Raw genomic sequence first — 21,088 nt, 5'->3', positions numbered from 1 at the left:
GTTCCTGAGAAATTAAAAATTGAAATAACTGGCAGCGTCCAAGATAAGAATGGGTTGTTTTGTGGTATAGTTGGTCGTTCCCCACTGGCTCGCCTTATGGTATGCGCTCCTTCCTGAACCAACAAATAACGCCCCCTCCCCATTGCAGGTCAGTGACAAATCTCGGCTGTAGGCGGTACTCCCGTCCATCCACAGATGATGTCCTATCCAGGCAGGCACCAACATCGGGCGTTGTATCCCCGCTGTGGGGATGATGTCACCCAGCTTTCTGTTGCTGACATCCAGACTTACGGGTTTGGTCAGCACACCAACGCCGGAGTTAAAGGTAATAACCCCGTCCTTGTTTCTAAGTTTAAGGCCATATCCCTTACCTTCGAGCCGCTCCTTAACGCCGATGTCAGAAAAAACCACAACCCGATACCACCCCGCCCTGTCACCGCCATCGTACCTGTTACAGCTGTAATAACCTTCTCGGTGAACCAACATGCACGCCGGGTCTTCATTGTAAAAAAACATCAGACAATTTCCGTAATTGAGTCTGGGATCTATTGACGCCGGGTTAAATCGCCCCTGTATATACACACGCGCTTTATGGGAAACATAACCAAATCCGGCAGGCGGAACGCTGGTATTAAAATTACTGTTGTTTAATATTTTTAATCCCGCCCTGCCACCCAACATCAGCGGGTACGCGATAATTTTTATCAGCTCCGTGAGCCAATTATCAAAAACATTCTGTAAACTCAGGCCATCGACGATGACGTTTTCCCCATTCTGAGAGAACCGAATTCGCTCAGAAAACCCCGTTAATCTGAATCCATTTCCTGAGCGATCTTGATGAAATTCTGTGAACCCAACGGGATAGACATGTGCCTGATAGCCCACCGGGATTTTGATTTGACACTCCCATTCATAATGCCGCCAGTCAGTCGGGCTTTGATGAATCCCCTGTGTATTTTTGGCGACATAATCAGTCCATACCAGGCTGGCAGGTGTTGTTTTCTCATTAAAAATAAAGCTGGTCCCATCGTGTGGATTGACAATTTTTAGCCCGTAACCACTCATAAGAATTCCCCCAGTTCAATGATTGCCCTGCCGTTGTTGTCAAACATATACCAGCCTGAATCTTTGATCTGCACCCGGTAACCATTTCCTGAACCGTTTATCTCAATGTATCCAGTTTTAGCGTCAATCCGAAAGCCCCGCTGATTGGGAATGTAATTCGTGGATTTAATATCCAGTCCAACCAATAGTTGCCTGATATTCGCCATATCAATAAACGCCTCTCTGACAAACAACTGTCCATTTTTAACCACCATAAATGGCTCCATCCTGCCATTAACGGGGTTATAGAACGCAAAGTTATTGGCAGAAAATCCGATATACGACTCCAGATTACCGTTCTTCACTTCACCACTGATCACCATGCCCGCCGCGTTGTAATTCCGGCCATTGTGCTTGATGGTGATATTCACACTATGGATGGCATAACCGTTACCGGACTGGTTAAATTCCGCCTGCATTTTGCTGTTGATGATGGCCTGCTGTTCCCTGAACTGCGCCTGAACCTGCTGTGTTGACTCAGCGACCGCTTTCTGTGTATTGGATACTGCCTGCTTGTTGTCTATTACATCCGCTGCAATCCGGTTGACGCTGTCGTCAGTGTTCCCGATATTGGTACGCAATTCCGTGAGTTTCTGCGCCCACGCCTCATTATCCGTCGCCCTGACCTGCCACAATTCGCTAATCTGCGCTTTATTTTCCCCATCACGCACCATCAGCTCTCGGGATAATTGCTGCTGGGCGCCGGTGAGGATGAGGGCAGTTTCATTGATCCAGTTCATGTCAGATTGCAGGCGTTTTCCGGCTTCGGCGGTCATGAATTTGTTGCCTAATTCACCCAAAAGCTCCCTTGTGTTGTCATTGGGTTCGCCGACCGCCTCAACGAAATGCGATCTACCGAATTCATTGATGCTGCGGACGTAAAACCAGTAAGGTGTTCCAGCTTTTAATTGGCCTTTTATCCAGAATTTCGCAATACCCAGAAAATCAGCTTTTGCCTCAATCTCGTTAATATTGATGATCTGTTTTTCTGAGAACCAGAATTCAAACTGAGTGTCCAGTGTCTTTGGTGCACTGATATGAGGAATGGCTTTTAACTCAAAAAATCCGGGTTCAATGTTAACGACAGAAGGTGCGGCGGGTGCACCAATTACCATCTGAACCTTAGATTCATCGCCTAACATTCCGCTGCCATCACGGGCGCGAACGCCCACCATGTAGTTTCCTGCACCCAGCCCATTAAAATAATATTCCAGCTCTTTTGTATTGCCGCTGGAAACCACTTTATTGCCACGATAAACCGTCACATCAAAGGTGATATTGCGGTTAACTGTGGTAGTCGCCCACATCGCCCGCGCCTGTACCTGTGAACTATCCAGAACATAGGCAATGCTCAAGCGTTCAATATTGGGAATACGGATCACGTTTTGTGTGGCAGGGTCGCCCTTAAAATCGGCTCCATTATCAACAATAGCCTCTTTTTGGGGTTCGTGCTGAATACAGGTAAAATTGTAATTACCTGTTTTGTTGTCCTCTGCAATACTCATGACTCTGAATAGACGCGTGACGAGTGATCGCTTGGAAATGGAGAACACACCCCATTGCCGCAATCCTTTAGGTTCATCTTTCAGTGTGACAACATCACCATTGACGGACTCAATATCAACCCGAACAAACTTGCCTTCGCTTCCCATATAAGAGAAATAACCCGATTCCCCCTTTGCGAATTCGGCGGGGGCATCAATGTGAACAGTTTTGCCTGAAAATGAAAGTACGCGCCCGCCAATACGCGCCGCTGCAAATGTGTTATCAGCAATTTCAACAATATCACCTGGTATGCAATTGATACCCTCACGACCCGTGCTGAACGTCACGGAATCGGTTTCAAGTTTCTCGGTTTCGATGATCCATTTACCAACACGGTGAGCCTGTCCACGACTGGTGCAGCCAAATGCTGCCACTTTTTTGACATTAATCCCCAAACGGGCCACCAGCTCATCATCCTGAATGATTTCCCGCTCGTCTTTCCAGCCATTATCGGGGTTAGTCCATGTAACCTCAATCATGGTGTGGCGGGCTTTCTTTGCAGCAGAACTGTAGTTAAATTTTCCCTCAACTACGTTGGCATTCGTGAATGTCCACACAGGATCGGATGGCCTGTCCTGAAATGCAGTCAGTTTCAAACCGTCCCATACCTGCATACCACGGAATACGGATGCCAAATCATCCAGAACATCCCGCGCTTTGCGTTGAGTGGCTATATATGCATTACAGGTAAAACGGGGTTCGGTCCCGCCAAATCCATCAGGAACTAACTGATCGCAGTATTGAGCGATGGCATAGAGCGCGAATTTGTCACAACCGAAAGGCCCCATCAGTTTCCCGATGCCATAACGGGTATTGGTGACCAAATCGTAGAAAATCCATGCTGGATTATTTGTGTACGCTGGCTTAAAGCGTCCTGTCCATACGCCCTTATATTCACGGGTTTCTGGGTTGTAGTTATCTGGCACCTGCACAATCATCCCCTTGATGTGGTAGGTACGTTTGGGGGTATCGGCAAACTGTGAGCGGTCAATACGCATACCAACCACAGCACTATTGGGGTAGCTCATCAAGGTATCGGTAATTTCGGTATAGCTGGCCCATACCGTACCGTTGCGAAGTTGGTCGCTCTTGCTGTCCTCCGTTAATCGAGATACCCTGATTTGAAACGGTTTTTTCTTCGGTGCGTCAATGGTATGAGATTCCAGATATTGTCCGCTGATTTTAGCTGGACCTATCTGTACAACTTTTGCGTTATACCAACCAGAACCGTCATTCACATCAATAGCCAACTCTACTGAGGTATTATTTTGATTACCTTTGCTATCGGTCTGAACAAGCTGGCTGACACCCACTGTAAAGCGAACCCGATCTACATCCTGACTGGATACCGATCTGAGGATGGGAGTTTCTTTCTTAACTTCGACACTGACAGGTATCTCACTCTCAACGAATGGATAGTCGCTGAGTGGCTCTTGGGATTGAGTGCCAGCACGCCACTGAACAGTAACACCATTGATATTGGGATTGCCGTCTTTATCGACGACCGGCGTCCCGTTTATCCTGAACCCGTGCAATCCACCAACAGGTCCCTCGATTTGTCCTTCCCCAATCAGATCAACAATTTTCAGAAACTGTTTATTTTTCAAGTTATCATCAAGCAATCTGGGTGTACTGCCACCACCGCCACCTTTTCCCATTATTCCGTCTCCAAACCTTGCGAAATCACATTTGAACCTACAACTATCTCACCGTAGGCAATCGGAACCGGATGCCCTTGTCCAATACGATTTTCCAGTGAGTTGAAATACTTATTGCCTTCCGTTTTGCTAGAACCCATTTCTGGGCCATTTGGCATCTTGGTGAGCATAGATGCCAACCCTGCACCGATTAATGCAACGCCTGCAATAGCTAAACCAGTTGCTACTGTGCCAGCCATACCCATACTCGCCCATGCTGCAATCGAAGCCCCTCCGGTAAAAAATGCGGCACCTACAGCAACAACACCCAGAATAGCCATGCCGACTCCCATGTTTCCGCCAGCACCGCTAACAATAGGCACAATCGTGACAATATCACCATCATTGAGTGGGTGATTCATGCCAGCCGGAACACTCTTTTCTGTCATGTCCCGCCCCGCAATACGAATGCGGATATACCCGTCAGACAGTGCTTGTTGGAATCCTTTTAACTGATAACACAAGCACCTGACCGCTTCTGCGGCGTCACGTACCTCTAATTCGTAGCGACGGCCAAATCTTCTAAGATGGCCTCCAAGCTGTAACTTGACCATTGTTTATGTCTCCATACTGAATGTGTGTATCTAAGCCAATAACCGTCATAAACATCGCGTTTACTGATACGGTCTGGTCTATGGTGTAGTATTTGCTGATTACCGATATAGATAGCCCCGTGACAGGGCGTTTGGCTACCTAAGCAGATAAGAATGATGTCGCCGGGATGAATTTCATCAACCCGCTCAAAACCCTGACTGAGACTGTTATCAATATAAAGATTTTGCCCTTTGTTCCACCATTCATCCTCACGCTCGGCATCTATTAACTCGATACCTGCAAGATGATAAGCGTCCCGGATGAGCGAGTAGCAATCCTGCACGCCGTGAATAAATTCCCGACCCAATAACCGTGGAACAGGGCGGAATTTATACACCCAATCACCACAGGCTAACCACCACGGTAAGCCCGTTTTAATTTGCTGCTCCCTGTCTCCTGTACTCAGGCGAGGCTTACCATTTGGGTGACTGTGAACGATGGCCTCAATATCGGCAAAACATTCTGCGGTTATCCAGTCATCAGGATTAATTTCGAAGTAGTTCTCAGGATCTGGTGAAATATTACGGCACGGAAAATAGCGCCCACCCGAAATTAGGCCGCACGATTCCCTCACCCCTTCCGCTTTCGCGTGGGCGATAATGTCTTGTTCAAGCATGGTATTAACCTAGTTTATTGGCACCCAGAAAGCCGCCAAATGGCATGGATAAAGGGCGGGGGAAGCGTTTAACACAGCCGCTGTACTTTTTTGAACATCGATCTTTCAGTGGATTAGTGGTTGGCTGGTCCTTTTCATCTGCCACGGGTGGGCCATCATAGCCACAATCAGCAGAACGATACTGCCAGCAACAAATATCAGCCTGAATCACCCGTGCCGGAATTAACGCACCATCAGTTTCACTGGGCAAGGCAAGTACATAAGTCACGAAGTCAGCATTGGAATCTTGTTTCTGTTCTATCAGGTATTTGCTCACCGCCTCTCGTGTTGGATCGGCCTGTGGGTTACCGTTCGGGAAATTCACTGCATCCAGATAAATCTCAGGCACTTGATGGCGTGTCACTACCGCACCTAACGCATCATTGAAATCCTGATTTATTGCCGTAATGAACCCGTTAATATTGGCAAAAACCATTTTCGGTCTGGAACTGGGGCCTTTACCGCTCATCTCAAACCCTGTCACCTCAACCGGATAAGGCTCATAGCGCATTCCTTGCCAGATAACCGGCTGTAACTTTCCGTTCATACCATCATGAAAACGGTAGATATCGCCCCCAAAGGCCGTTAAATCGATTTCATACAGATTGAGAATGGCATTCTGAGCCAATTCGGTAACCTCAATCCGCATTTCTTTTGGAATATCTCTCACGCAACCACCTCTTCAAAGACACAACTAATGGACCACATCAGCCGCTGTCGATTCACTGTCCACGAACGGCAAACGAAAGTGCGCAACTGGTTATCATCACTGGTTAGCCATGTGAATGACTCCACCGCGCCTCGCGCCCGTAGAAACTCATCAATAGCGCGTCCCGTGTCTGCTTTCTCGACAAAGCTGAGTTGGTACTTTTTGAGCTGATTATTAATGCCGTCCTTGATGCGCTGTTCGTAGCCATCGCCAAATCGGATAACCTTTACTCGCGGTTCATGGCTGACTTCATAGTTATCCTGTGGCCGCCATTTAAATTCTGATTTTGTCATACTTCACCCAATAAAAAACCCTCCGAAGAGGGCTTGTTGATATAAATGAAAACCCGCACTTGGCGGGTTTAGTTATTTGGTAGCACTATTTTCGATATGATGGCTAATCGGTGTGGGTGATGTTCTTCGCTTCCCCATAACCAAGATTGATAATCACCGACTTCATCCTGATTAGATATTTGCCTAACTTCACCACTCATCACATCATAACCATAGACATATAGGTTGTACTCCAGCGCTTCATACATCCTGCCTTGCCAGAATGACATTCCTTCATGCGTCTGATTAACATCAGAAACTATTACGTCATAACTTTTGATTAGATAATGGAAGAATATTTTTGAGGCAAAGCCATTTAGAGCCGCATTGTGCTTTGGTTTCTTTGTGCGCCAAAGCAACACTTGAGATACAGGTCTGCACTTCAACTCTACATCATCAGTTATTATCACTTTGTTGTAATAAACGACTTCATGTGTAACATCACACAGTAAAGCCAGCTCAAAGTGAGTTTTGTTTATATCCAGCCGTTCATCTACCCGAATAAGCCGATAACCCGGAGGTAGAATTAATTCATCAACACCTTTTGTGATCTCATGAGCCAATGGATTAAGCGCATCATACAGATCACCATTGCGCTTAGATTCATTCAGGTGACTGAAATCAGCAGCAATTTTATCTATATTTTTAAGATGCAATGGCATGCAGCCCCCTAATCAAAAGATTCAATATTTAGCTCATAGATAAATATAACTGAGGTAATATTAGCCCCTTTGAACCTAGGGTTCAACAGTAAAAACTGTATTTTATTTGTTTCGTTGATGATTGAAATGTATCAATTTGTTGCTATTTAAATGACCAAACCCCGCCGAAGCGGATTATTCTCAGATCTGACCCAATATCATCTTGAGCTTTTCTTTTGCCATTTCTATGGCTTTATTTTCCATTTCTTCAAGCGTTAATTTCTTGCTGTATGGTAACTCAACCCACGTATTAAGCTGGCACCTTTCACTATCTTCAGTGTAAACATCAATCGCCACATCAATAGTTTGCCCACCAAAAACAAGGCCCTTACCAATATCATAATTAGAGTGGTAGGTAACTTTCGTAATCAGAAATCTCATTATTTTTCCTTTTTAATATCCAATTTTTTCAAAGAGACCATTGTCTCTCATCTGGTTCACGACAAAATCGTTCATTTTAGCATCAATGATATTTGAAAGCATTCTGGCATCTTGCTCAGTAACTCCGCCCTGCGTACTGATTGAGATTTGAAATGTTGGCTGGTAAATCACAGACCTCCCATTGCCACCGCCCATCTCCCTATTACTAATCACCTTGCCCCTATCACCAGGTACCAGATATTGATTACCATTATTGGCCTTAAATATCTCAGGCTTATTATTTTCACCAATACGGTAAGCACCGTTCGGGCTGACTGGACCACCGTTTTTACGAGCGCCAGCAATTGCAAACGCCTTACTTGCAGCCAGAGAGGACATGTAAGCGGTGGTTCCTGTAGCCGCCGCCGTTCCCAATGTCGCAATGGAGGCGCTAAGGGCAGCAGGTGCCCATGCAGCTTGAGCCGCAGCTGCTTGAGCCATAGTTGTTGCTGTTGATGCCGCGGCCAATGCTTTACCCATAATCATGTTCTTAATTTGCTGCATCCCCATCTGAACCAGTGCTGAGACTGCCTCATTGGTGATGGTCAGTGCAAGGTTACGCATGGCCTCATTAGCGGTCTGGGTGCCGGTTAACAATCCGGTAATGGCATTGGCTGAACGTTGGCCTAGTGCTTCAACCGCGCTCCCCATAAACTGATACATCTCACTCTGGCCTTTCCATTGCTCCCATTGGGCGGTAGCAAGGTCTTCTTGATATTTCTTTTCGATAGTGGCTCTAGCTGATTCGGCTTGTTCTTTCAGCTCTGTATGTCTCTGCTCGAAATCTGTGATAGCTGCTATTTTTCTCTTATGTTCATTAATGAGGTTTTGCACTGGGTCAAACTCGCCAAGAGCATTCATAGTAGGTGACACAGCTTCATTAATTTTGCGCTGTTTCTCTTCTTCTACGGCTCTATTCTTATAGCGCTCTCTTATTTCTTGCTCGCGTTTATTAAACTCTTCTATTTCAATCAAGCCCTGAACCTTGACGCGCCTCAAATGTTCCAGTTCTTCATCCATTGCCTTTTTGGATTTAGCTAAAGAATCCTGTTCAAGCGCCCACTTCCGAGCTTCTGCATCTTTTTCAAGATCGTACCTTTCTGCGGCATTTCTTCTGGCTTTTTTAATCTGTTCAGGGGATGAACCTTCCGGCATGGCTTTAGCAGCATCATATTGAGCCATTGCGAGACTACTCTCTTCGTAGCCAGTTTTGAGGCGGTCTATTTCGTCACGCTGGCGTTTGAGCGCGGCGGTAATATCATCAGATCGACGTTTAGCTTCATCAGCCGCCTTTTTAGCTGCGTTTTCTGCTTCCTTCTTCGCATCCTCTCGTTTTTTTTCTGCGTCCTCTAGTTCTTTGTTGCTTTTCACCAAATCTGCTATTTGTTTTTGCTGTTCAGGGCTTGCACCTGCTGCTTTGCCCTTTAATTCTGCGGCTTTTAAGTCTCGTTCTAGCCCTTTTTTAGTCCTGAGCAATTCGTTTTCTTGCTTGAGTTTGGTAATAAAATCAGCCGCTTTGTCAGATGCCTGATCAACATCTCCGCTTCTGTTCTTATTAGCATCAGCGTTCTCATTGGTTAGCTTGGTGTTTTCAGCGAGAGCCTTACTGGTCAGAGCGATAGCTTCTTTATAATTATTTTCGACAGTTTTCATGTCCTCACGCTCACCCTTGGCGATAGCTAAATCATCCCTGAGCTTTTTCATTTCCTCCTCAGACCTTTTTGAATAAATAAAGCCACCATTGTGATCGACTTCCCATTGAAGACCGCTTACTTTTGTTTCCTGTTTTTTTACCTGCTCTTGCTGTTCAGCCAATTTTCGCTCTAACTTAACTTTATTTGCCTCAAGTTGAGCTTTATTCATCTCTTTTAAATTACCAGTCAGAGTTTCAACTGTGTTAGATAAATCCTTGGCTTCATTTTTCGCATTTTCTGCCTGGTCATGGAAGTAGTAGAGAGCTGTTGCTGCCAGCATAACTATGCCCAATGGCCCACCTAATAACGCCATTGCCCCCTTAAGTCCGTTCATTGCAACACTTGCAGCATTGACAGCCGTCGTATGCCTGATTTGAGCAGCGGTAGCCGCTTCCTGTGCAGTTTTATACGCCCCTGTTGCTGTTGTTGCTGTAACGCGGGCAGCATTTAGTCTGGCAAGTGCTGCTGCTTCCGCATCAGTTCCCTTTACAACTGCATATTCGGCTTCGGCATGGCGTACCGCCTCAATAGCTGCAATTTTATCCATTTCTGCTTTACGTAATGTCATAGTGGCGGCGTGTAATGCACTTTCTGCTTCCACTTTATTAGCTTGTGCTAAGGCTATAGAAGCTCTGACATTTGTTATCTTTTGGCTTGCCGCTAATGTCATCGCGCCAACCATCCTTGAACCCATAACGGCAGCTAAGGCGGTTGCAGCACCCGCAACAAGATCCATGTTTTCACTAACAGTAACCAGAGTGCTATTAAATGCTTTAAGCGCTGTTTGAACTGTGGTTGATTGACCAAAGAATCGAGTCATATTGTTAGCCGCCATTTCTATTGACTGGCTCATAGTCGCTGAGGTTTTATCAAACTCTTTAGCAATAGTTCCTGCCTGAGCTAGAAAAGCCTGAGCTACGACCGTAGACGTTAATTTCCCCTCCGCTGCCATCTTCCTGAGCTGACCAATGTTAACCCCGAGGTGATCACTCAATGCCGCAATCAGGCGACTTCCGTTCTCAGACATGGAGTTAAATTCTTCACCACGCAGAACGCCAGAAGCCATAGCCTGCGAGAACTGAATCATGACGCTTGATGATTCCGCAGCAGTAGCACCTGAAACCACCAGACCTTTTGCTACCGTTTCAGTTAATTTCGCCACATCATCAGCCGATGTACCATAAGCGCGGGTAGCTCTTTCAAGGCGACCATATAGTGCAGCCGTGGAATCCAGACTAGCGCGGGAATTCTGGGCGATAGTGAATACACGTTCAGATACCTCTGCTAGTGATTCATTTGCTTTAGTGGCGTTAACCAGCTTGTTATTTACTGTAACCCACGCATCGGCATAACCCGCTATCTTTTCGACAGACAATGCCGCAGTTACCGCAGTTGCCGCTCTTGATAGGCTCAATAATGCCTTTTCTGCCCCATTAACCGCTCTCCCTGTTTGATTAAAACGCTGCTCCAATTGCCCCATACGCGAGTCTAACCGGTGATTCGCCTCCAGCAGTTGAGCTACATCCATTGATACTTGATAAACGATATTACCTACGCGAACTTCTGCCATTTTCTAGCTCCTGAAAAAATAAAACCCTGCCAGATGGCAGGGTTATTGATTAATAGAGTGACTAAAATTGAATTAATTATATTGATACATGTATCTAGAAATGAAAAACCCGCTCGGTTGGCGGGTTTAGTTGATAGCTACTTAAATTCATGCGGCTTTTTTATGGTGCTTACGCTTTCCTTGAAGCTCGACATCTGGTTTATCTGCAAGCATAGCCGGAGCAGCTTTAATTAACAGGTCAACAGCCGCACCCATAGCAGTATATACCTGCTGCGTATCAAATTTAACGTCTTTCATGGTTGCCTTTTGCTTTGACATAATCACTCCTAAGAGGTTCTTCTCTCAATGGTTTATCAACCATATAAGATACTGACATTCTTAATATTTCTATTAATAAATTAAGTAATGCTTAAATGATTTTCGTATCCTATCACTATAAAATTTAGTGTCTAGTGCTTTTTTTATCAAGTTGCAAGCTTTTTGAATACCGTTTCAATATTTGCTACATTGACCTCCATTATATACCCGCATCCAAGCATATTGAATCCATAAGATTCATAATAAGGTATCACTTCTTTAACTGGTTCAATAACTCGAACATACTCACCTTCTGTAGACTTGCAAAATAAATAAGCAGCCATCAACGTAAGCTGAAACATTTTTCCATATAATGGATGGTTTTTATCTTCCCTCCGGAAATTCTCTATCATATGAATTTCGAAAGTTTTCTCATCCACCGAATATACACACAAGGCTAAGCCCGCTGGCGCTCCCTGTACATTTCCACATTCTACTAGTTTGATACAAAACTCAAATTTGTCTGATCTGTTTCCTACTCTAGACAAACTGTCATCCCAACAAAGTTCTCCATATCCCTGAGATAAAAGAAAATAGTCCTCATCTGAAATATCCCCAACGGCAAGGTTAAGTCCAAGAACATCAACGATAGCCTGAATATTATTTCTCACTACAATTCCTATATGTTCAAGATTAAACATTTGCCATTTCTCTTATTATGAATTAATTAAGATATTTTATCTTATCTTTATATAATAGTAACCTACATATTAGTCTGATTAATAACCTGACAGCGATTTTGAGGTGATTAATGAATTTAAAACCTATCAAAACAGAACAGGAATATCAGGATACTCTGAAAGCAATAGCACCGCTTTTTGATAATCAATCCGAAGTTGGCACACCTGAATTTACTTATATGGAAGCAATGGTACTGTTGATCGAAACATATGAAGCAGAGCACCACCCTATTGAGCCTCTAGCCCAAAAAGCCCCGTGATGGGGCTTAGTAACGATTACTCTGTCTAGTAACCATGATTAGCGCATTGCTTCATGGTGGCTTTTTCCTTTATTGTTGAAGATTCCTCTCCTTCTGGTAGTGTCATAGCCTTTCTTTCGTTTTTTTGATTCGTCAATAGTATTACCATGAACGGTTTAAAGCCGACATATCCACCATATGAGTTTTTCGCGTTAACCTGACCACAGTACACATCTATCGAACTTTCACTATCTTGTATTAGATTGACATGTTTGAATTTTGCACTGCCTGGATCTTTTAGGCTCGCCTTCACTTCGGCTTCAACCAAACTTATTTCCTGTTGAGTTAAAGGTCTATCAGTTATGGCTGATTTAGCAAAAAAACTCACAGAAGCTAATGCTACCACTGCCAGTAATTTCTTTATCACTTTCTTATCCTCAACAGCCAATCATTTCACCGGAACTAGTTACGGTACAAGTGTTACCTTCACTGTCTCTACTGTGACAACCTGAAGAATCACACCAGCTTTTAATTGAATATTCATTTCCTTCGCTATCAACAGAAAACACCTCGGATGAACCATCACTATGTTCTCTTGAACCCGATGTTATAGAGTATGAATTACCTTCCGAGTCATATGATTCAATAACATCATCACCTTGTGCATTTTTACTTGATTTAGTGCACGTCTGATAGCTTCCATAGCCAATGCAATCATCGGCAAACGATGGCAGAGTATATATAAGGCCTACCAAAGTAATTATTGGTGCTATTTTCATCTAAATTTCCTTGCTTTGATTTAAAAGTCAAATAAATTTAACTAAACGACAAAGCAAAAAGCCACAATTAAGTGGCTTCTATGTGATGGTTATTTAATTAAAGTGGTTTGTCTCTGCAAGTGCGGGGGAACGTCTATTAGAGAAATAACCAAGGGCTAAGATTGCTTGGTTAGGTCATCAAAATCATCAAAATCAGATTCGCGAACGGTTCTTGCAATAAACAGTCCTATTATCTCCACGTGGGGAATATGCTGCTTGATGACTGTTTTCATCGCCTTATAGTGACTTCCTGCCGTTAACACATCATCAAAGATCACTATAGATGGTCTAATGCCGATAGCAAGGTTGCTATCAAAGATATAATTAGCAGCAATCTCTTCTGGACTAGGTCTATTTGTGGCTGTATGTGATGCAGCCATAGAATTTCGTTGAGTGATTAATTTTCTATAATCAAGTTCAGGATTAATTAACTTAGCTTCCTTAAGAATAAATTCCATTCTGTTATCATATTCAGGATCTGTTTCACATTTGGAAGGAGGGACAGGAACAAAAGTGATATCTTTAAGATTGCCAATACGAGCCACTAACTGAGCCACTTCAAAGATAGCCCTCTGTTTATATCTAAGCTCATTAGGATTTGACGTTCTCACGCTTTTTTTCAAATTCCAAATTAACTGATTGGTATCACTATGAATATAATTCCTACCAGAAGTGTATTCGCCATAATAATAGCAAACGTCATCACCAGTAAGATGATAGTGATAATTCCGCGTTAGTTCATCAATCTGAGTAAGGCGATATGTCACATATGTTCCCTGATATCCTGATAATCTCTAACCCTGATAGCACCAAGAGCTTCATATTTTGCAGGCCAAGAAATAGAACTGTTTTGAAAACAGCTTTCCAGTATAAACAGCTTCCTACCTTGATTAAGAGCAGCTCTAGCCTGTGTCAGAGTCCCAGATGTATCAGATGCTTCTACAATAATCGTAGCTTCTGATAACGCAGACATGGTTACATTGCGCTCAGGAAAGAACAATCTGTTCGCACGAAAATCTTGATCTAGATAACGTTTAAATGGAACTTGGCTAATCAGTAGATAGTTTTCTCTAATAAATTTTTGTAGTTCACTGTTCTGTTTTGGGTAGAAATGAGATAGCGGAGTTCCAATGACAGCAATGGTATTTCCACCTAATTTTAAGGCTGTTTTATGAGCCTCAGTGTCAACCCCCTCAGCTAAGCCAGAGATAATAGTAAACTTGTCATTCACCAAACAATGAACGAGCTTTCTTGTTCTCCGTTTCCCTTCCTCCGATACTTTACGGGAACCTACAACAGCAACACCACGTGTATTCACGAGATCCCACCACCCTTGATAGTACAGAATCTCTATTGGGTGTTTGGCATCCCTTAGCTTTTCAGGATATTCATTAGCTCCATGCACCCTAACTCCAAAATTCTCAACTGAGTATTGAGTAAAAATATCTTTCAGAATTTCCTTAAATTCCGTTCTGACATTTTCGGGAACCAATTCAGAGGGCACAGTATCGGGGAATTGTCTAAATTTATCTGCGATGGTTTTGAATGTTGCTCCTTGCTCAGACCACAAAGCCTCATACGCAGCCATCTCTTCAAATGGTGAGATAGCTCGTTCAAAAGCATTTGGAGAACCGAAATCAAGCTGTAACATTTATTCACCCTGTTTCTAATGGCGCTAAAAATCATTAAATCAATAAGTTAGCGAATTGCGTATTATTTATAATACGGCCAGTAAGCTGTAGCACTTACTAGTACATCAAAAATCAACTAAAAAATCATTTAGAATTTACCGCAATCAATATCATTTTAGTTTGGTGTTACTGTTTTTTCATACTCACCAACCTTCGCTTGCCGCTTATCAAGTCGTTAGTACGCTGATCATCGGCATCAATAACCGCATCGTACTCAGCCCGCGTGAAGCCTTTCTCATCAGGGAACTTAGCTTTTAGCATCATCTGAAACTCAGTCATCGTTAACTGCTTAGCTTCTTGACGGGACATATTGAAATGGGCTCGAGCTGCGTTGATGTATTCAATGGCTTTAAACTGGTCAGAAAACTCTTCCTTCCCTTCATGCCGCTGGAGTTTCCTGATTTTAACCCGACCGATAACACCGTGCGTTATCAGTTCGCGGGCAATGACAATGATGTCATTAATTGGCAAACTACCCAAACGGTACACGACTCCTCTTCGCCCCGGACGCCATTCACCGATCAGCTCTTCCACGTCATCGTTACAGCACGCCTGTATCACTATCATGGCCGTTGACAGGATATTGCGGCCAAATGCGGGTTTTCGCATCAGTTTAATCAGCCAGTCGGGAAGTGTGCCGTAAGCCAAAAGTGCGCGGTTAATTAACTCCTGAGTTTCTGCTCCATTGAGCAAAGTGTACGTCTCCACAATCTGTCGAGGTGTACCGATACGTGTCATTGCAGAGAAAGAGGGGCGCAGTAAATAATCGGTTTTATCAGTAGAGATAACCATCTCACCAATATCTAAAATAGGTGTCATAATTCCTCCTGAACATTATCAAGGGCACTCGTAAGCGCCCTTTGTAATGTTATGCCGTGACGGTCACTGCACATTTTGCGGATTTATTGCCGTCCCGCGTTTTCACTGTGACGTTTGCAGAGCCATCCGCGATACCTTTCACTGTTACCACGTTACCTATCTGGCTCACTGTCGCAATGCTGGGTTTGTCTGATACCGCGGTATAGGTTTTATCAGTAGCATCAGCAGGACTGAAATTAACTACGAATGAGCCAGTTTTCCCTACGGCTACCGTCAATGACTGAGGATTAACCGAAACTGATTGCACTGCAACCTCTTCAATTAACCATTCAACGGTATCAGCGTCACTGACTTTCAGTTCGCCAGAGTATGTAGCAAACTCGCTAGAGCCAAACTGAGATGACCATGACGTAAATACCATGTACGCCTGTAGTACAAGTGCATCTTCGCCTGTGAAGTCCATTTGTACCCAATACGCCGGCTGGCGACCCGCTTGAACCTCCTTCGGGATTTCCTTCAACAAACGCAATGGCCCAAAGTCATCGTTCTTGTCCCTCTTGCGATATTCACCATCAAAGCTGATAGTTAAGTCCATACTGGTTACAACGCTTTCCACCAGCCCTTTTGAATCATCAGCCTCAGATGTCAGGGTATTGGGTGACAGGTCAAATGATTTGGTGGTCAATGCGCCTATTCGAAAAAACGCAGATTGATTTGGCACTGCATCAGGACAGCCCTGTGCAATGCGAATAATAGCGTTACGACCAATGAGTTTGTTGGTTTCTACCGGGCAATCTGCCATGTGAATAACCTCTACTAATAGAAATAAAAAAGTCGCATTAAGCGACCTGTTATGATGTGCAGCGGAATAGTAACCGGATAACGTACCGGTTCTCTTGGGTGGGGATGGGAGCTGTCAAACCGCCAAGATTAAAAACAGACGTTAAGCAATCATCATCGGGGTGAGAGGCGACATGATCGAGTATTTCCTGCGCTCGTTGAATGACGGGTTGCGGGTTATTTTGTCCGCTGACCAAAATTACCTGAACATTGTCATCAGCCCCTAAATCATCCAGCCGACCAGTTCCGCCAGCAGGCTGAAAGACCATGTATTGCGTCTGACCGCCATCGCCTTTTTGCTCAATCCAGTTGAGCATCTGGATCTTAAAACCGCCAATCAGTCCCGCTTTTGCCAGATAATGGCGGAATTGCTCAAAGGTCATCATAGTTTCAGCTCCTGAGCGACGACTTTATCTATCTCACTTCTCATCTCATCAAAACCCTGTTTTAGGAACTCCTTCTTCGCGGTCGCCCGGCGAAAATCCTGCTTCACGTTAGGATCGTGGACATAAACGGCATAATTCGCAGAATAGCCCACGCGCCCAGTCAACCGCACTCCTTCAAAGCGAACATCACGAAATTGGGAGTTAATCAGCGTGGAAGTATCAATCGGCGTATAAAGCGCGGCCTGAGCACTACCGATATACAGAGCCTTATACATCGCTCGAACCACTTTTCGCCCACGTATATCACCGATTAAAGCGTGAAGCCTTGATTTAGCTTCACGAATACCCCTGACCTTGGCACCCATATCACGCTCCTGTCACTAATACGTAATCATCAGCCAAGCGCTCAAAGGTGTCGGCATAGCGGGTAGTGAATTTGATTTCATCAGCACCGGCAGCAACAGGGTTCGGATCTGGCGATTCGCCAATCAGGATATAATCCCCAATAGACGCGTCCGCGAACTCCGTCCAGAAAGTATTTTTGGCAACCAGTTCAGTACCCACACCGGATAGTTTGCTGGACAGGCCCCCCTGATAATCACACTGGATGATTTTCGGCGCTTCATAACCAAGCGGTCGGCCATACTCATCAGTTCCTAATTGTTTCCAGAAAGTGCAAGGGGCGGTATAAGCCCAATTAGCAACACTGCTCATGATCACCCTACCACGTCAAAGAATCCGACAGATTTACTCTCCAGCGGCAAATCAGACAGGCAATTGTGTTTGTCCCATGCCCTGATTTGTTTAAGCAGGTAATCTGTACCGGCTGAATCATAATTGAATGAACGCGAGCCACCAGATGGTGAACCCTGCGAGGCAATCTTTCTTGCACCTGATAGGGAGGCCAAACGGACAGTGGCGTAAATAAGCAATAGCTTTTGCGTTTGCGTTGACTCATCATAATTAGCAGACAGGCATTCAGATTTGGCATTCACTTGCTCCAACAGCAATTGAAGCACCGTATCAGGCAGCGTAAACCCCAATTCGCCGATCATGGGCTTGATATCATTCAGCGTTATCTGCACCATCGGGTTTATCCCCCTTTCCTTTACCTTTTAGGGGCTTATCAGGCTTAGTATCAGAAGAATCTTGAGGCGGTGTTGCTACCTCAAACACTCGGTCTTCAATTAACTCCACCAACCCAATTGCCGCCCATCGCTGCGCCGTAAGCTGATCCACTTCCGCAAAATCACCAACCTCCAGTTTTTGGAGGTTGGCACCAGAAAACAGATTGCCTGCAATCACTTTTACCAGTGCCATAATGCTTCCTTATCCTTTAGCGAACAGAACGCCGTGCTTGTTGTTGATATCGGTCTTGACCATCAGGCCAGCCGCACCCCATGTACGCCATACGTAGTCTGAGTTGTAGTATTGGCGAGGGTCTGCCACCGTACCAAATGCTTGACCAACGATAGGAGAGATAACGCCAGCACTCAAAGGTACAACCAGAATTTCGTTACCTTTCAGTTCAAAATCTTCCTTAATTTCTTTGATACCAGTTAGGCGCTTGATTTCTTCCAGTACAGTACGAGTTGCATTGACATCAAAGTAAATCTTCTCCCAGTGAGACAGGATGTCACCGGAGACATACCAAGTCTGCTCGGCATACATGAAGTTTTTCAGGCGCAGAGTGTCACGGAGTGCAATAGCGCCTTCACGAGTGGACTTGGCATCCGATTTGGTGAAATCGATATTCAGGCCAGCAGCCCCCAAATCCACCATGCCAACGCGTTCATCTGCCTTCAAGCCTTTCCATGTTTTGCCGTCAAACTGAACATAGTTGCCTTCGCTGTCTTTGAAGCCGTTGAAGATGTAGTCCATGTACTGACGGCGAACGCTGCCAACCGAACCCCGTTGGGCATCCGCCAAAGATGCTAGCGCTGAACCTTTGTTAAAAATCGGATCACGCCATTGGAATTTGAATCCAGAGTCGTGAATCGGCACCATTGTTCCATCGAATGAATACGCACGCGCATCCAATGCGGCACCAATTTGACCACTCATGGACGTATGCGCCCAGCCTTTGCCACCTGTACGAGCGTACTCATAGACAGACTCTTCCAGACGAACAGAGCGCGACAGCGGCATCAGGTCATTCAGAAGTGTAAACTCAGTGTTAGGCTCGAACTCCGCCAGCACGGTCTGGTCATACGTCCGGTACAGGCGACGAATATCGTCGATAGCATTGACTGCATCGAGTTGCGGAGCATTTTCACTACGAAAGCGAGCGCGGGAAATAAAATCCGCGACCGCTTGAGCAGAAGAGTTCCGTGCTAATGTCAGTTCATTAAACTGAGCCTGATTAGCCTCAAGGTTTCCGGTTTCGGTTGCCCTTTGGGTTGAAAATACAAACATTCATGCCTCCTTACTTAAAAACCACACGAACCAGATCACCCGCTTTGGCGGTGATGCTGTCTTCTTCGATATAGGCAAATGCAGCTCCATCACTGATGGCTTTAATCTGACCATTAGCGACCGCTACCGCCTGCCCCTTTTTGTAGATCCCCTCTGTCGCACGGACATTCAGGAACATCCCCGTCATTGGGTGAATGCCGACAACCACACCACCCGCCGTGATAGGATCATCCACTGTCTGACAACGGAGATAGTCGATATTGGCGACATAAAGGATCACCGCTTCTTTGCCATCTACTGAAGCTTTGAACTTGCCTTTGTCAAAATACCCAATAGTGCCGGGCAGAGTATCCACCGCCGCCGCACCTTCTCGGTTTAGCATAGGGTTGATAAACACACCGCCCGCATGAATTACATGTTTTCCGTTTTTCGCCATTTCTATTACTCCGGCATAGAGGTAAATGATTCAGAATTGTTATTAGTAAACGCAGAATTCAGTCCCGTTGAGGACTGGCATTGTGCATAGAAGCCATCGAGTGCCGCACCATCCAGTGCGTTAACGGCGGTGTCATCCAGACCAAATTTCGCTTTGACAGCGGCGCGTTTGTCAGCCTTTTCTTTGTCTGCATTGGCGGTCAGGACGCTTTTCAGATCCTTAAGCTCGTTACTCATCAGCTTTGCCCAATCAGGCATGTCGTTTGAGTTTGTCGCCTTTTCCTTTTTCTCCTTTTCTTCTTGTTCTTTTTTGTCCTTATCCTGCTTCTCTTTCTCCTTAAGCGCGTTATACGCTGTCAACAGCTCTTCATCTGATTTGCCATCGGTAGCTTGATTTGCCGCTTTCAGGGCATTGATGATCATGTCTTTCATCGGGTTGTGTTCCTTGTTGGTTTTGACTTCTTCGTATTCGGTCGGCTTGCGCACAACTTCAATAGGCTCCCCAACGAGTTCGGCTGTACCGTCATCGTTCATGAGATATTTTTGTCGGTAGGTTTTACCGGATCGGTAATAGATGAATTTGTCAGGCCAGACTGTCTCAGGGTAAGGCCAGTCATCATCGGTATAGGTGGCTTTTAATTTCGTTCTCAGTGCGGAATAGATATCGTCAAAAGAGAAGTTGGAGGCGTTAGTAAAGAAAAACCTCGCTTTATCTATCAGCCTTTCTTCGGTGCAGTTTGAGGCATCAGACAAATTGACCTGTTCAACTTCAATTTTTTCACCCGCAGCATTAACAAACATTCCAACACCTTCTTCTGGTGTGGCTGCACCCGGTTCGCTGACTGACAATACGGCAATATGGTCAAAGTGCATGTTGCGGGCAATCCATGTATACGCCTTACCCTTAGACTTGCCTTTGTTCTGCTCGCGCTGTAATAGTAGCCCTGTTGAAACATGGATTGGTTCGGAGCTATTACCCGCTAGTACATCATCAATACGGGATAAAAATTCCTTTCCCTTATCAGTTGAATCAGCAAAGCGCCGATTAACTTTCACATCCATAACAACCTTGTCACCATCTTTGCGGACGTTTTCAGCCCATGCGCCGATATGGAATTGATTTACTGCCCTTGGTGTGTCAGCAGATATATACTGACCGTCAATTTTCGGGTGTCCGTAAGGAACCTGTTTACCCTCCATTGACTGATAGCTCTTGTTAATTTCACTGGCGGGATATAATCCCCCGTTCATCACAACATCATCAACGACAGGCACTACGCCACGAATGACGATATGCTCATCACCATCAATAATTTCAGTTGAGATATTGGAGGAGTTTAAGGCCAGTGACTTAACATGAATTCCAAAGAATCCCATTTCTTGACCT

26 protein-coding genes are annotated in these 21,088 nt (G+C 44.9%); 1 reads left to right on the top strand and 25 read right to left on the bottom strand.

Going from position 1 to position 21,088, the window contains the following annotated elements:
- Window positions 1-12: 12 nt before the first annotated feature.
- From ACSJJG_RS08425 to ACSJJG_RS08375, 11 genes are all read right to left on the bottom strand, one after another.
- Complete coding sequence (locus ACSJJG_RS08425) at window positions 13-1,065, bottom strand: hypothetical protein (protein WP_189761369.1); 1,053 nt, start codon at window positions 1,063-1,065, stop codon at window positions 13-15.
- Entirely contained in the window at window positions 1,062-4,307 is a 3,246-nt protein-coding gene (locus ACSJJG_RS08420; protein WP_282885464.1) for a TipJ family phage tail tip protein, read from the bottom strand. The genes ACSJJG_RS08425 and ACSJJG_RS08420 overlap by 4 nt, the downstream gene beginning before the upstream one ends.
- Complete coding sequence (locus tag ACSJJG_RS08415) at window positions 4,307-4,900, bottom strand: tail assembly protein (RefSeq protein WP_189760161.1); 594 nt, start codon at window positions 4,898-4,900, stop codon at window positions 4,307-4,309. The genes ACSJJG_RS08420 and ACSJJG_RS08415 overlap by 1 nt, the downstream gene beginning before the upstream one ends.
- The gene (locus ACSJJG_RS08410; RefSeq protein WP_189760162.1) at window positions 4,843-5,556 is read right to left on the bottom strand and encodes a C40 family peptidase; all 714 of its coding nucleotides are present in this window, start codon (window positions 5,554-5,556) and stop codon (window positions 4,843-4,845) included. The genes ACSJJG_RS08415 and ACSJJG_RS08410 overlap by 58 nt, the downstream gene beginning before the upstream one ends.
- A gap of 4 nt (window positions 5,557-5,560) precedes the next feature.
- Window positions 5,561-6,265, bottom strand: coding sequence for a phage minor tail protein L (locus tag ACSJJG_RS08405; RefSeq protein WP_189760163.1), 705 nt, complete (start codon window positions 6,263-6,265; stop codon window positions 5,561-5,563).
- Window positions 6,262-6,597: a phage tail protein gene (locus ACSJJG_RS08400; RefSeq protein WP_189760164.1), complete on the bottom strand. Its 336-nt coding sequence runs from the start codon at window positions 6,595-6,597 to the stop codon at window positions 6,262-6,264. The genes ACSJJG_RS08405 and ACSJJG_RS08400 overlap by 4 nt, the downstream gene beginning before the upstream one ends.
- 68 nt (window positions 6,598-6,665) lie before the next feature.
- The gene (locus ACSJJG_RS08395; protein WP_189760165.1) at window positions 6,666-7,298 is read right to left on the bottom strand and encodes a hypothetical protein; all 633 of its coding nucleotides are present in this window, start codon (window positions 7,296-7,298) and stop codon (window positions 6,666-6,668) included.
- Between the two features lie 180 nt (window positions 7,299-7,478).
- The gene (locus tag ACSJJG_RS08390) at window positions 7,479-7,718 is read right to left on the bottom strand and encodes a hypothetical protein (RefSeq protein ID WP_189760166.1); all 240 of its coding nucleotides are present in this window, start codon (window positions 7,716-7,718) and stop codon (window positions 7,479-7,481) included.
- A 12-nt stretch (window positions 7,719-7,730) separates the two neighbouring features.
- The gene (locus ACSJJG_RS08385) at window positions 7,731-11,021 is read right to left on the bottom strand and encodes a tape measure protein (protein WP_189760167.1); all 3,291 of its coding nucleotides are present in this window, start codon (window positions 11,019-11,021) and stop codon (window positions 7,731-7,733) included.
- Window positions 11,022-11,168: 147 nt separating this feature from the next.
- A complete protein-coding gene (locus ACSJJG_RS08380; protein ID WP_189760168.1) occupies window positions 11,169-11,339 on the bottom strand; it encodes a hypothetical protein in 171 nt (56 codons plus the stop codon).
- Between the two features lie 146 nt (window positions 11,340-11,485).
- Entirely contained in the window at window positions 11,486-12,019 is a 534-nt protein-coding gene (locus ACSJJG_RS08375) for a hypothetical protein (protein ID WP_189760169.1), read from the bottom strand.
- A 110-nt stretch (window positions 12,020-12,129) separates the two neighbouring features.
- On the opposite strand from ACSJJG_RS08375, the gene ACSJJG_RS08370 reads away from it, so the two are divergent.
- Window positions 12,130-12,318 carry a hypothetical protein gene (locus ACSJJG_RS08370; protein WP_189760170.1) on the top strand — a complete coding sequence of 63 codons (189 nt, stop codon included), beginning with the start codon at window positions 12,130-12,132 and terminating at the stop codon, window positions 12,316-12,318.
- A gap of 25 nt (window positions 12,319-12,343) precedes the next feature.
- Here ACSJJG_RS08370 and ACSJJG_RS08365 read toward each other — a convergent pair whose 3' ends face one another.
- The 14 genes from ACSJJG_RS08365 to ACSJJG_RS08300 form a co-directional block, all read right to left on the bottom strand.
- Window positions 12,344-12,745, bottom strand: a complete 402-nt coding sequence (locus ACSJJG_RS08365; RefSeq protein ID WP_189760171.1) for a hypothetical protein — start codon at window positions 12,743-12,745, stop codon at window positions 12,344-12,346.
- A complete protein-coding gene (locus tag ACSJJG_RS08360; protein WP_189760172.1) occupies window positions 12,735-13,076 on the bottom strand; it encodes a hypothetical protein in 342 nt (113 codons plus the stop codon). Before ACSJJG_RS08360 ends, ACSJJG_RS08365 begins: the two co-directional genes overlap by 11 nt.
- 155 nt (window positions 13,077-13,231) lie before the next feature.
- A complete protein-coding gene (locus tag ACSJJG_RS08355) occupies window positions 13,232-13,882 on the bottom strand; it encodes a hypothetical protein (RefSeq protein WP_189760173.1) in 651 nt (216 codons plus the stop codon).
- Window positions 13,879-14,766 carry a DNA-processing protein DprA gene (locus tag ACSJJG_RS08350; RefSeq protein WP_189760174.1) on the bottom strand — a complete coding sequence of 296 codons (888 nt, stop codon included), beginning with the start codon at window positions 14,764-14,766 and terminating at the stop codon, window positions 13,879-13,881. Before ACSJJG_RS08350 ends, ACSJJG_RS08355 begins: the two co-directional genes overlap by 4 nt.
- Before the next feature lie 166 nt (window positions 14,767-14,932).
- Entirely contained in the window at window positions 14,933-15,625 is a 693-nt protein-coding gene (locus ACSJJG_RS08345) for a DUF6246 family protein (RefSeq protein ID WP_189760175.1), read from the bottom strand.
- A 49-nt stretch (window positions 15,626-15,674) separates the two neighbouring features.
- Window positions 15,675-16,427, bottom strand: coding sequence for an Ig-like domain-containing protein (locus ACSJJG_RS08340; protein ID WP_189760176.1), 753 nt, complete (start codon window positions 16,425-16,427; stop codon window positions 15,675-15,677).
- Between the two features lie 49 nt (window positions 16,428-16,476).
- A complete protein-coding gene (locus ACSJJG_RS08335) occupies window positions 16,477-16,851 on the bottom strand; it encodes a phage tail termination protein (RefSeq protein WP_189760177.1) in 375 nt (124 codons plus the stop codon).
- Window positions 16,848-17,216, bottom strand: coding sequence for an HK97 gp10 family phage protein (locus tag ACSJJG_RS08330; protein ID WP_189760178.1), 369 nt, complete (start codon window positions 17,214-17,216; stop codon window positions 16,848-16,850). The genes ACSJJG_RS08335 and ACSJJG_RS08330 overlap by 4 nt, the downstream gene beginning before the upstream one ends.
- A gap of 1 nt (window position 17,217) precedes the next feature.
- Window positions 17,218-17,565 (bottom strand): hypothetical protein, encoded by a 348-nt coding sequence (locus tag ACSJJG_RS08325; protein WP_189760179.1) that lies wholly within the window; start codon window positions 17,563-17,565, stop codon window positions 17,218-17,220.
- A 2-nt stretch (window positions 17,566-17,567) separates the two neighbouring features.
- A complete protein-coding gene (locus ACSJJG_RS08320) occupies window positions 17,568-17,939 on the bottom strand; it encodes a DUF7370 family protein (protein ID WP_223281741.1) in 372 nt (123 codons plus the stop codon).
- The gene (locus ACSJJG_RS08315; protein WP_223281742.1) at window positions 17,917-18,171 is read right to left on the bottom strand and encodes a hypothetical protein; all 255 of its coding nucleotides are present in this window, start codon (window positions 18,169-18,171) and stop codon (window positions 17,917-17,919) included. The genes ACSJJG_RS08320 and ACSJJG_RS08315 overlap by 23 nt, the downstream gene beginning before the upstream one ends.
- 9 nt (window positions 18,172-18,180) lie before the next feature.
- Window positions 18,181-19,266 (bottom strand): major capsid protein, encoded by a 1,086-nt coding sequence (locus ACSJJG_RS08310; RefSeq protein WP_189760180.1) that lies wholly within the window; start codon window positions 19,264-19,266, stop codon window positions 18,181-18,183.
- 10 nt (window positions 19,267-19,276) lie between these two features.
- Window positions 19,277-19,702: a hypothetical protein gene (locus tag ACSJJG_RS08305; protein ID WP_189760181.1), complete on the bottom strand. Its 426-nt coding sequence runs from the start codon at window positions 19,700-19,702 to the stop codon at window positions 19,277-19,279.
- 5 nt (window positions 19,703-19,707) lie between these two features.
- Entirely contained in the window at window positions 19,708-21,078 is a 1,371-nt protein-coding gene (locus ACSJJG_RS08300) for a DUF2213 domain-containing protein (protein ID WP_189760182.1), read from the bottom strand.
- Window positions 21,079-21,088: the final 10 nt, after the last annotated feature.

The sequence above is a fragment of the Xenorhabdus sp. SGI 60 genome, assembly GCF_056632175.1.
The sequence above is the reverse complement of the archived record's forward strand: the minus strand, read 5'-3'. Positions and strand labels throughout refer to the sequence as shown.

Coding starts and splice junctions, on each gene's coding strand:
- ACSJJG_RS08425 (WP_189761369.1), bottom strand. CDS start 1,065: ATGAGTGGTTACGGGCTAAAAATTGTCAATCCACACGATGGGACCAGC.
- ACSJJG_RS08420 (WP_282885464.1), bottom strand. CDS start 4,307: ATGGGAAAAGGTGGCGGTGGTGGCAGTACACCCAGATTGCTTGATGAT.
- ACSJJG_RS08415 (WP_189760161.1), bottom strand. CDS start 4,900: ATGGTCAAGTTACAGCTTGGAGGCCATCTTAGAAGATTTGGCCGTCGC.
- ACSJJG_RS08410 (WP_189760162.1), bottom strand. CDS start 5,556: ATGCTTGAACAAGACATTATCGCCCACGCGAAAGCGGAAGGGGTGAGG.
- ACSJJG_RS08400 (WP_189760164.1), bottom strand. CDS start 6,597: ATGACAAAATCAGAATTTAAATGGCGGCCACAGGATAACTATGAAGTC.
- ACSJJG_RS08395 (WP_189760165.1), bottom strand. CDS start 7,298: ATGCCATTGCATCTTAAAAATATAGATAAAATTGCTGCTGATTTCAGT.
- ACSJJG_RS08390 (WP_189760166.1), bottom strand. CDS start 7,718: ATGAGATTTCTGATTACGAAAGTTACCTACCACTCTAATTATGATATT.
- ACSJJG_RS08385 (WP_189760167.1), bottom strand. CDS start 11,021: ATGGCAGAAGTTCGCGTAGGTAATATCGTTTATCAAGTATCAATGGAT.
- ACSJJG_RS08380 (WP_189760168.1), bottom strand. CDS start 11,339: ATGTCAAAGCAAAAGGCAACCATGAAAGACGTTAAATTTGATACGCAG.
- ACSJJG_RS08375 (WP_189760169.1), bottom strand. CDS start 12,019: ATGTTTAATCTTGAACATATAGGAATTGTAGTGAGAAATAATATTCAG.
- ACSJJG_RS08370 (WP_189760170.1), top strand. CDS start 12,130: ATGAATTTAAAACCTATCAAAACAGAACAGGAATATCAGGATACTCTG.
- ACSJJG_RS08360 (WP_189760172.1), bottom strand. CDS start 13,076: ATGAAAATAGCACCAATAATTACTTTGGTAGGCCTTATATATACTCTG.
- ACSJJG_RS08350 (WP_189760174.1), bottom strand. CDS start 14,766: ATGTTACAGCTTGATTTCGGTTCTCCAAATGCTTTTGAACGAGCTATC.
- ACSJJG_RS08345 (WP_189760175.1), bottom strand. CDS start 15,625: ATGACACCTATTTTAGATATTGGTGAGATGGTTATCTCTACTGATAAA.
- ACSJJG_RS08340 (WP_189760176.1), bottom strand. CDS start 16,427: ATGGCAGATTGCCCGGTAGAAACCAACAAACTCATTGGTCGTAACGCT.
- ACSJJG_RS08335 (WP_189760177.1), bottom strand. CDS start 16,851: ATGATGACCTTTGAGCAATTCCGCCATTATCTGGCAAAAGCGGGACTG.
- ACSJJG_RS08330 (WP_189760178.1), bottom strand. CDS start 17,216: ATGGGTGCCAAGGTCAGGGGTATTCGTGAAGCTAAATCAAGGCTTCAC.
- ACSJJG_RS08325 (WP_189760179.1), bottom strand. CDS start 17,565: ATGAGCAGTGTTGCTAATTGGGCTTATACCGCCCCTTGCACTTTCTGG.
- ACSJJG_RS08320 (WP_223281741.1), bottom strand. CDS start 17,939: ATGGTGCAGATAACGCTGAATGATATCAAGCCCATGATCGGCGAATTG.
- ACSJJG_RS08315 (WP_223281742.1), bottom strand. CDS start 18,171: ATGGCACTGGTAAAAGTGATTGCAGGCAATCTGTTTTCTGGTGCCAAC.
- ACSJJG_RS08310 (WP_189760180.1), bottom strand. CDS start 19,266: ATGTTTGTATTTTCAACCCAAAGGGCAACCGAAACCGGAAACCTTGAG.
- ACSJJG_RS08305 (WP_189760181.1), bottom strand. CDS start 19,702: ATGGCGAAAAACGGAAAACATGTAATTCATGCGGGCGGTGTGTTTATC.
- ACSJJG_RS08300 (WP_189760182.1), bottom strand. CDS start 21,078: ATGGGATTCTTTGGAATTCATGTTAAGTCACTGGCCTTAAACTCCTCC.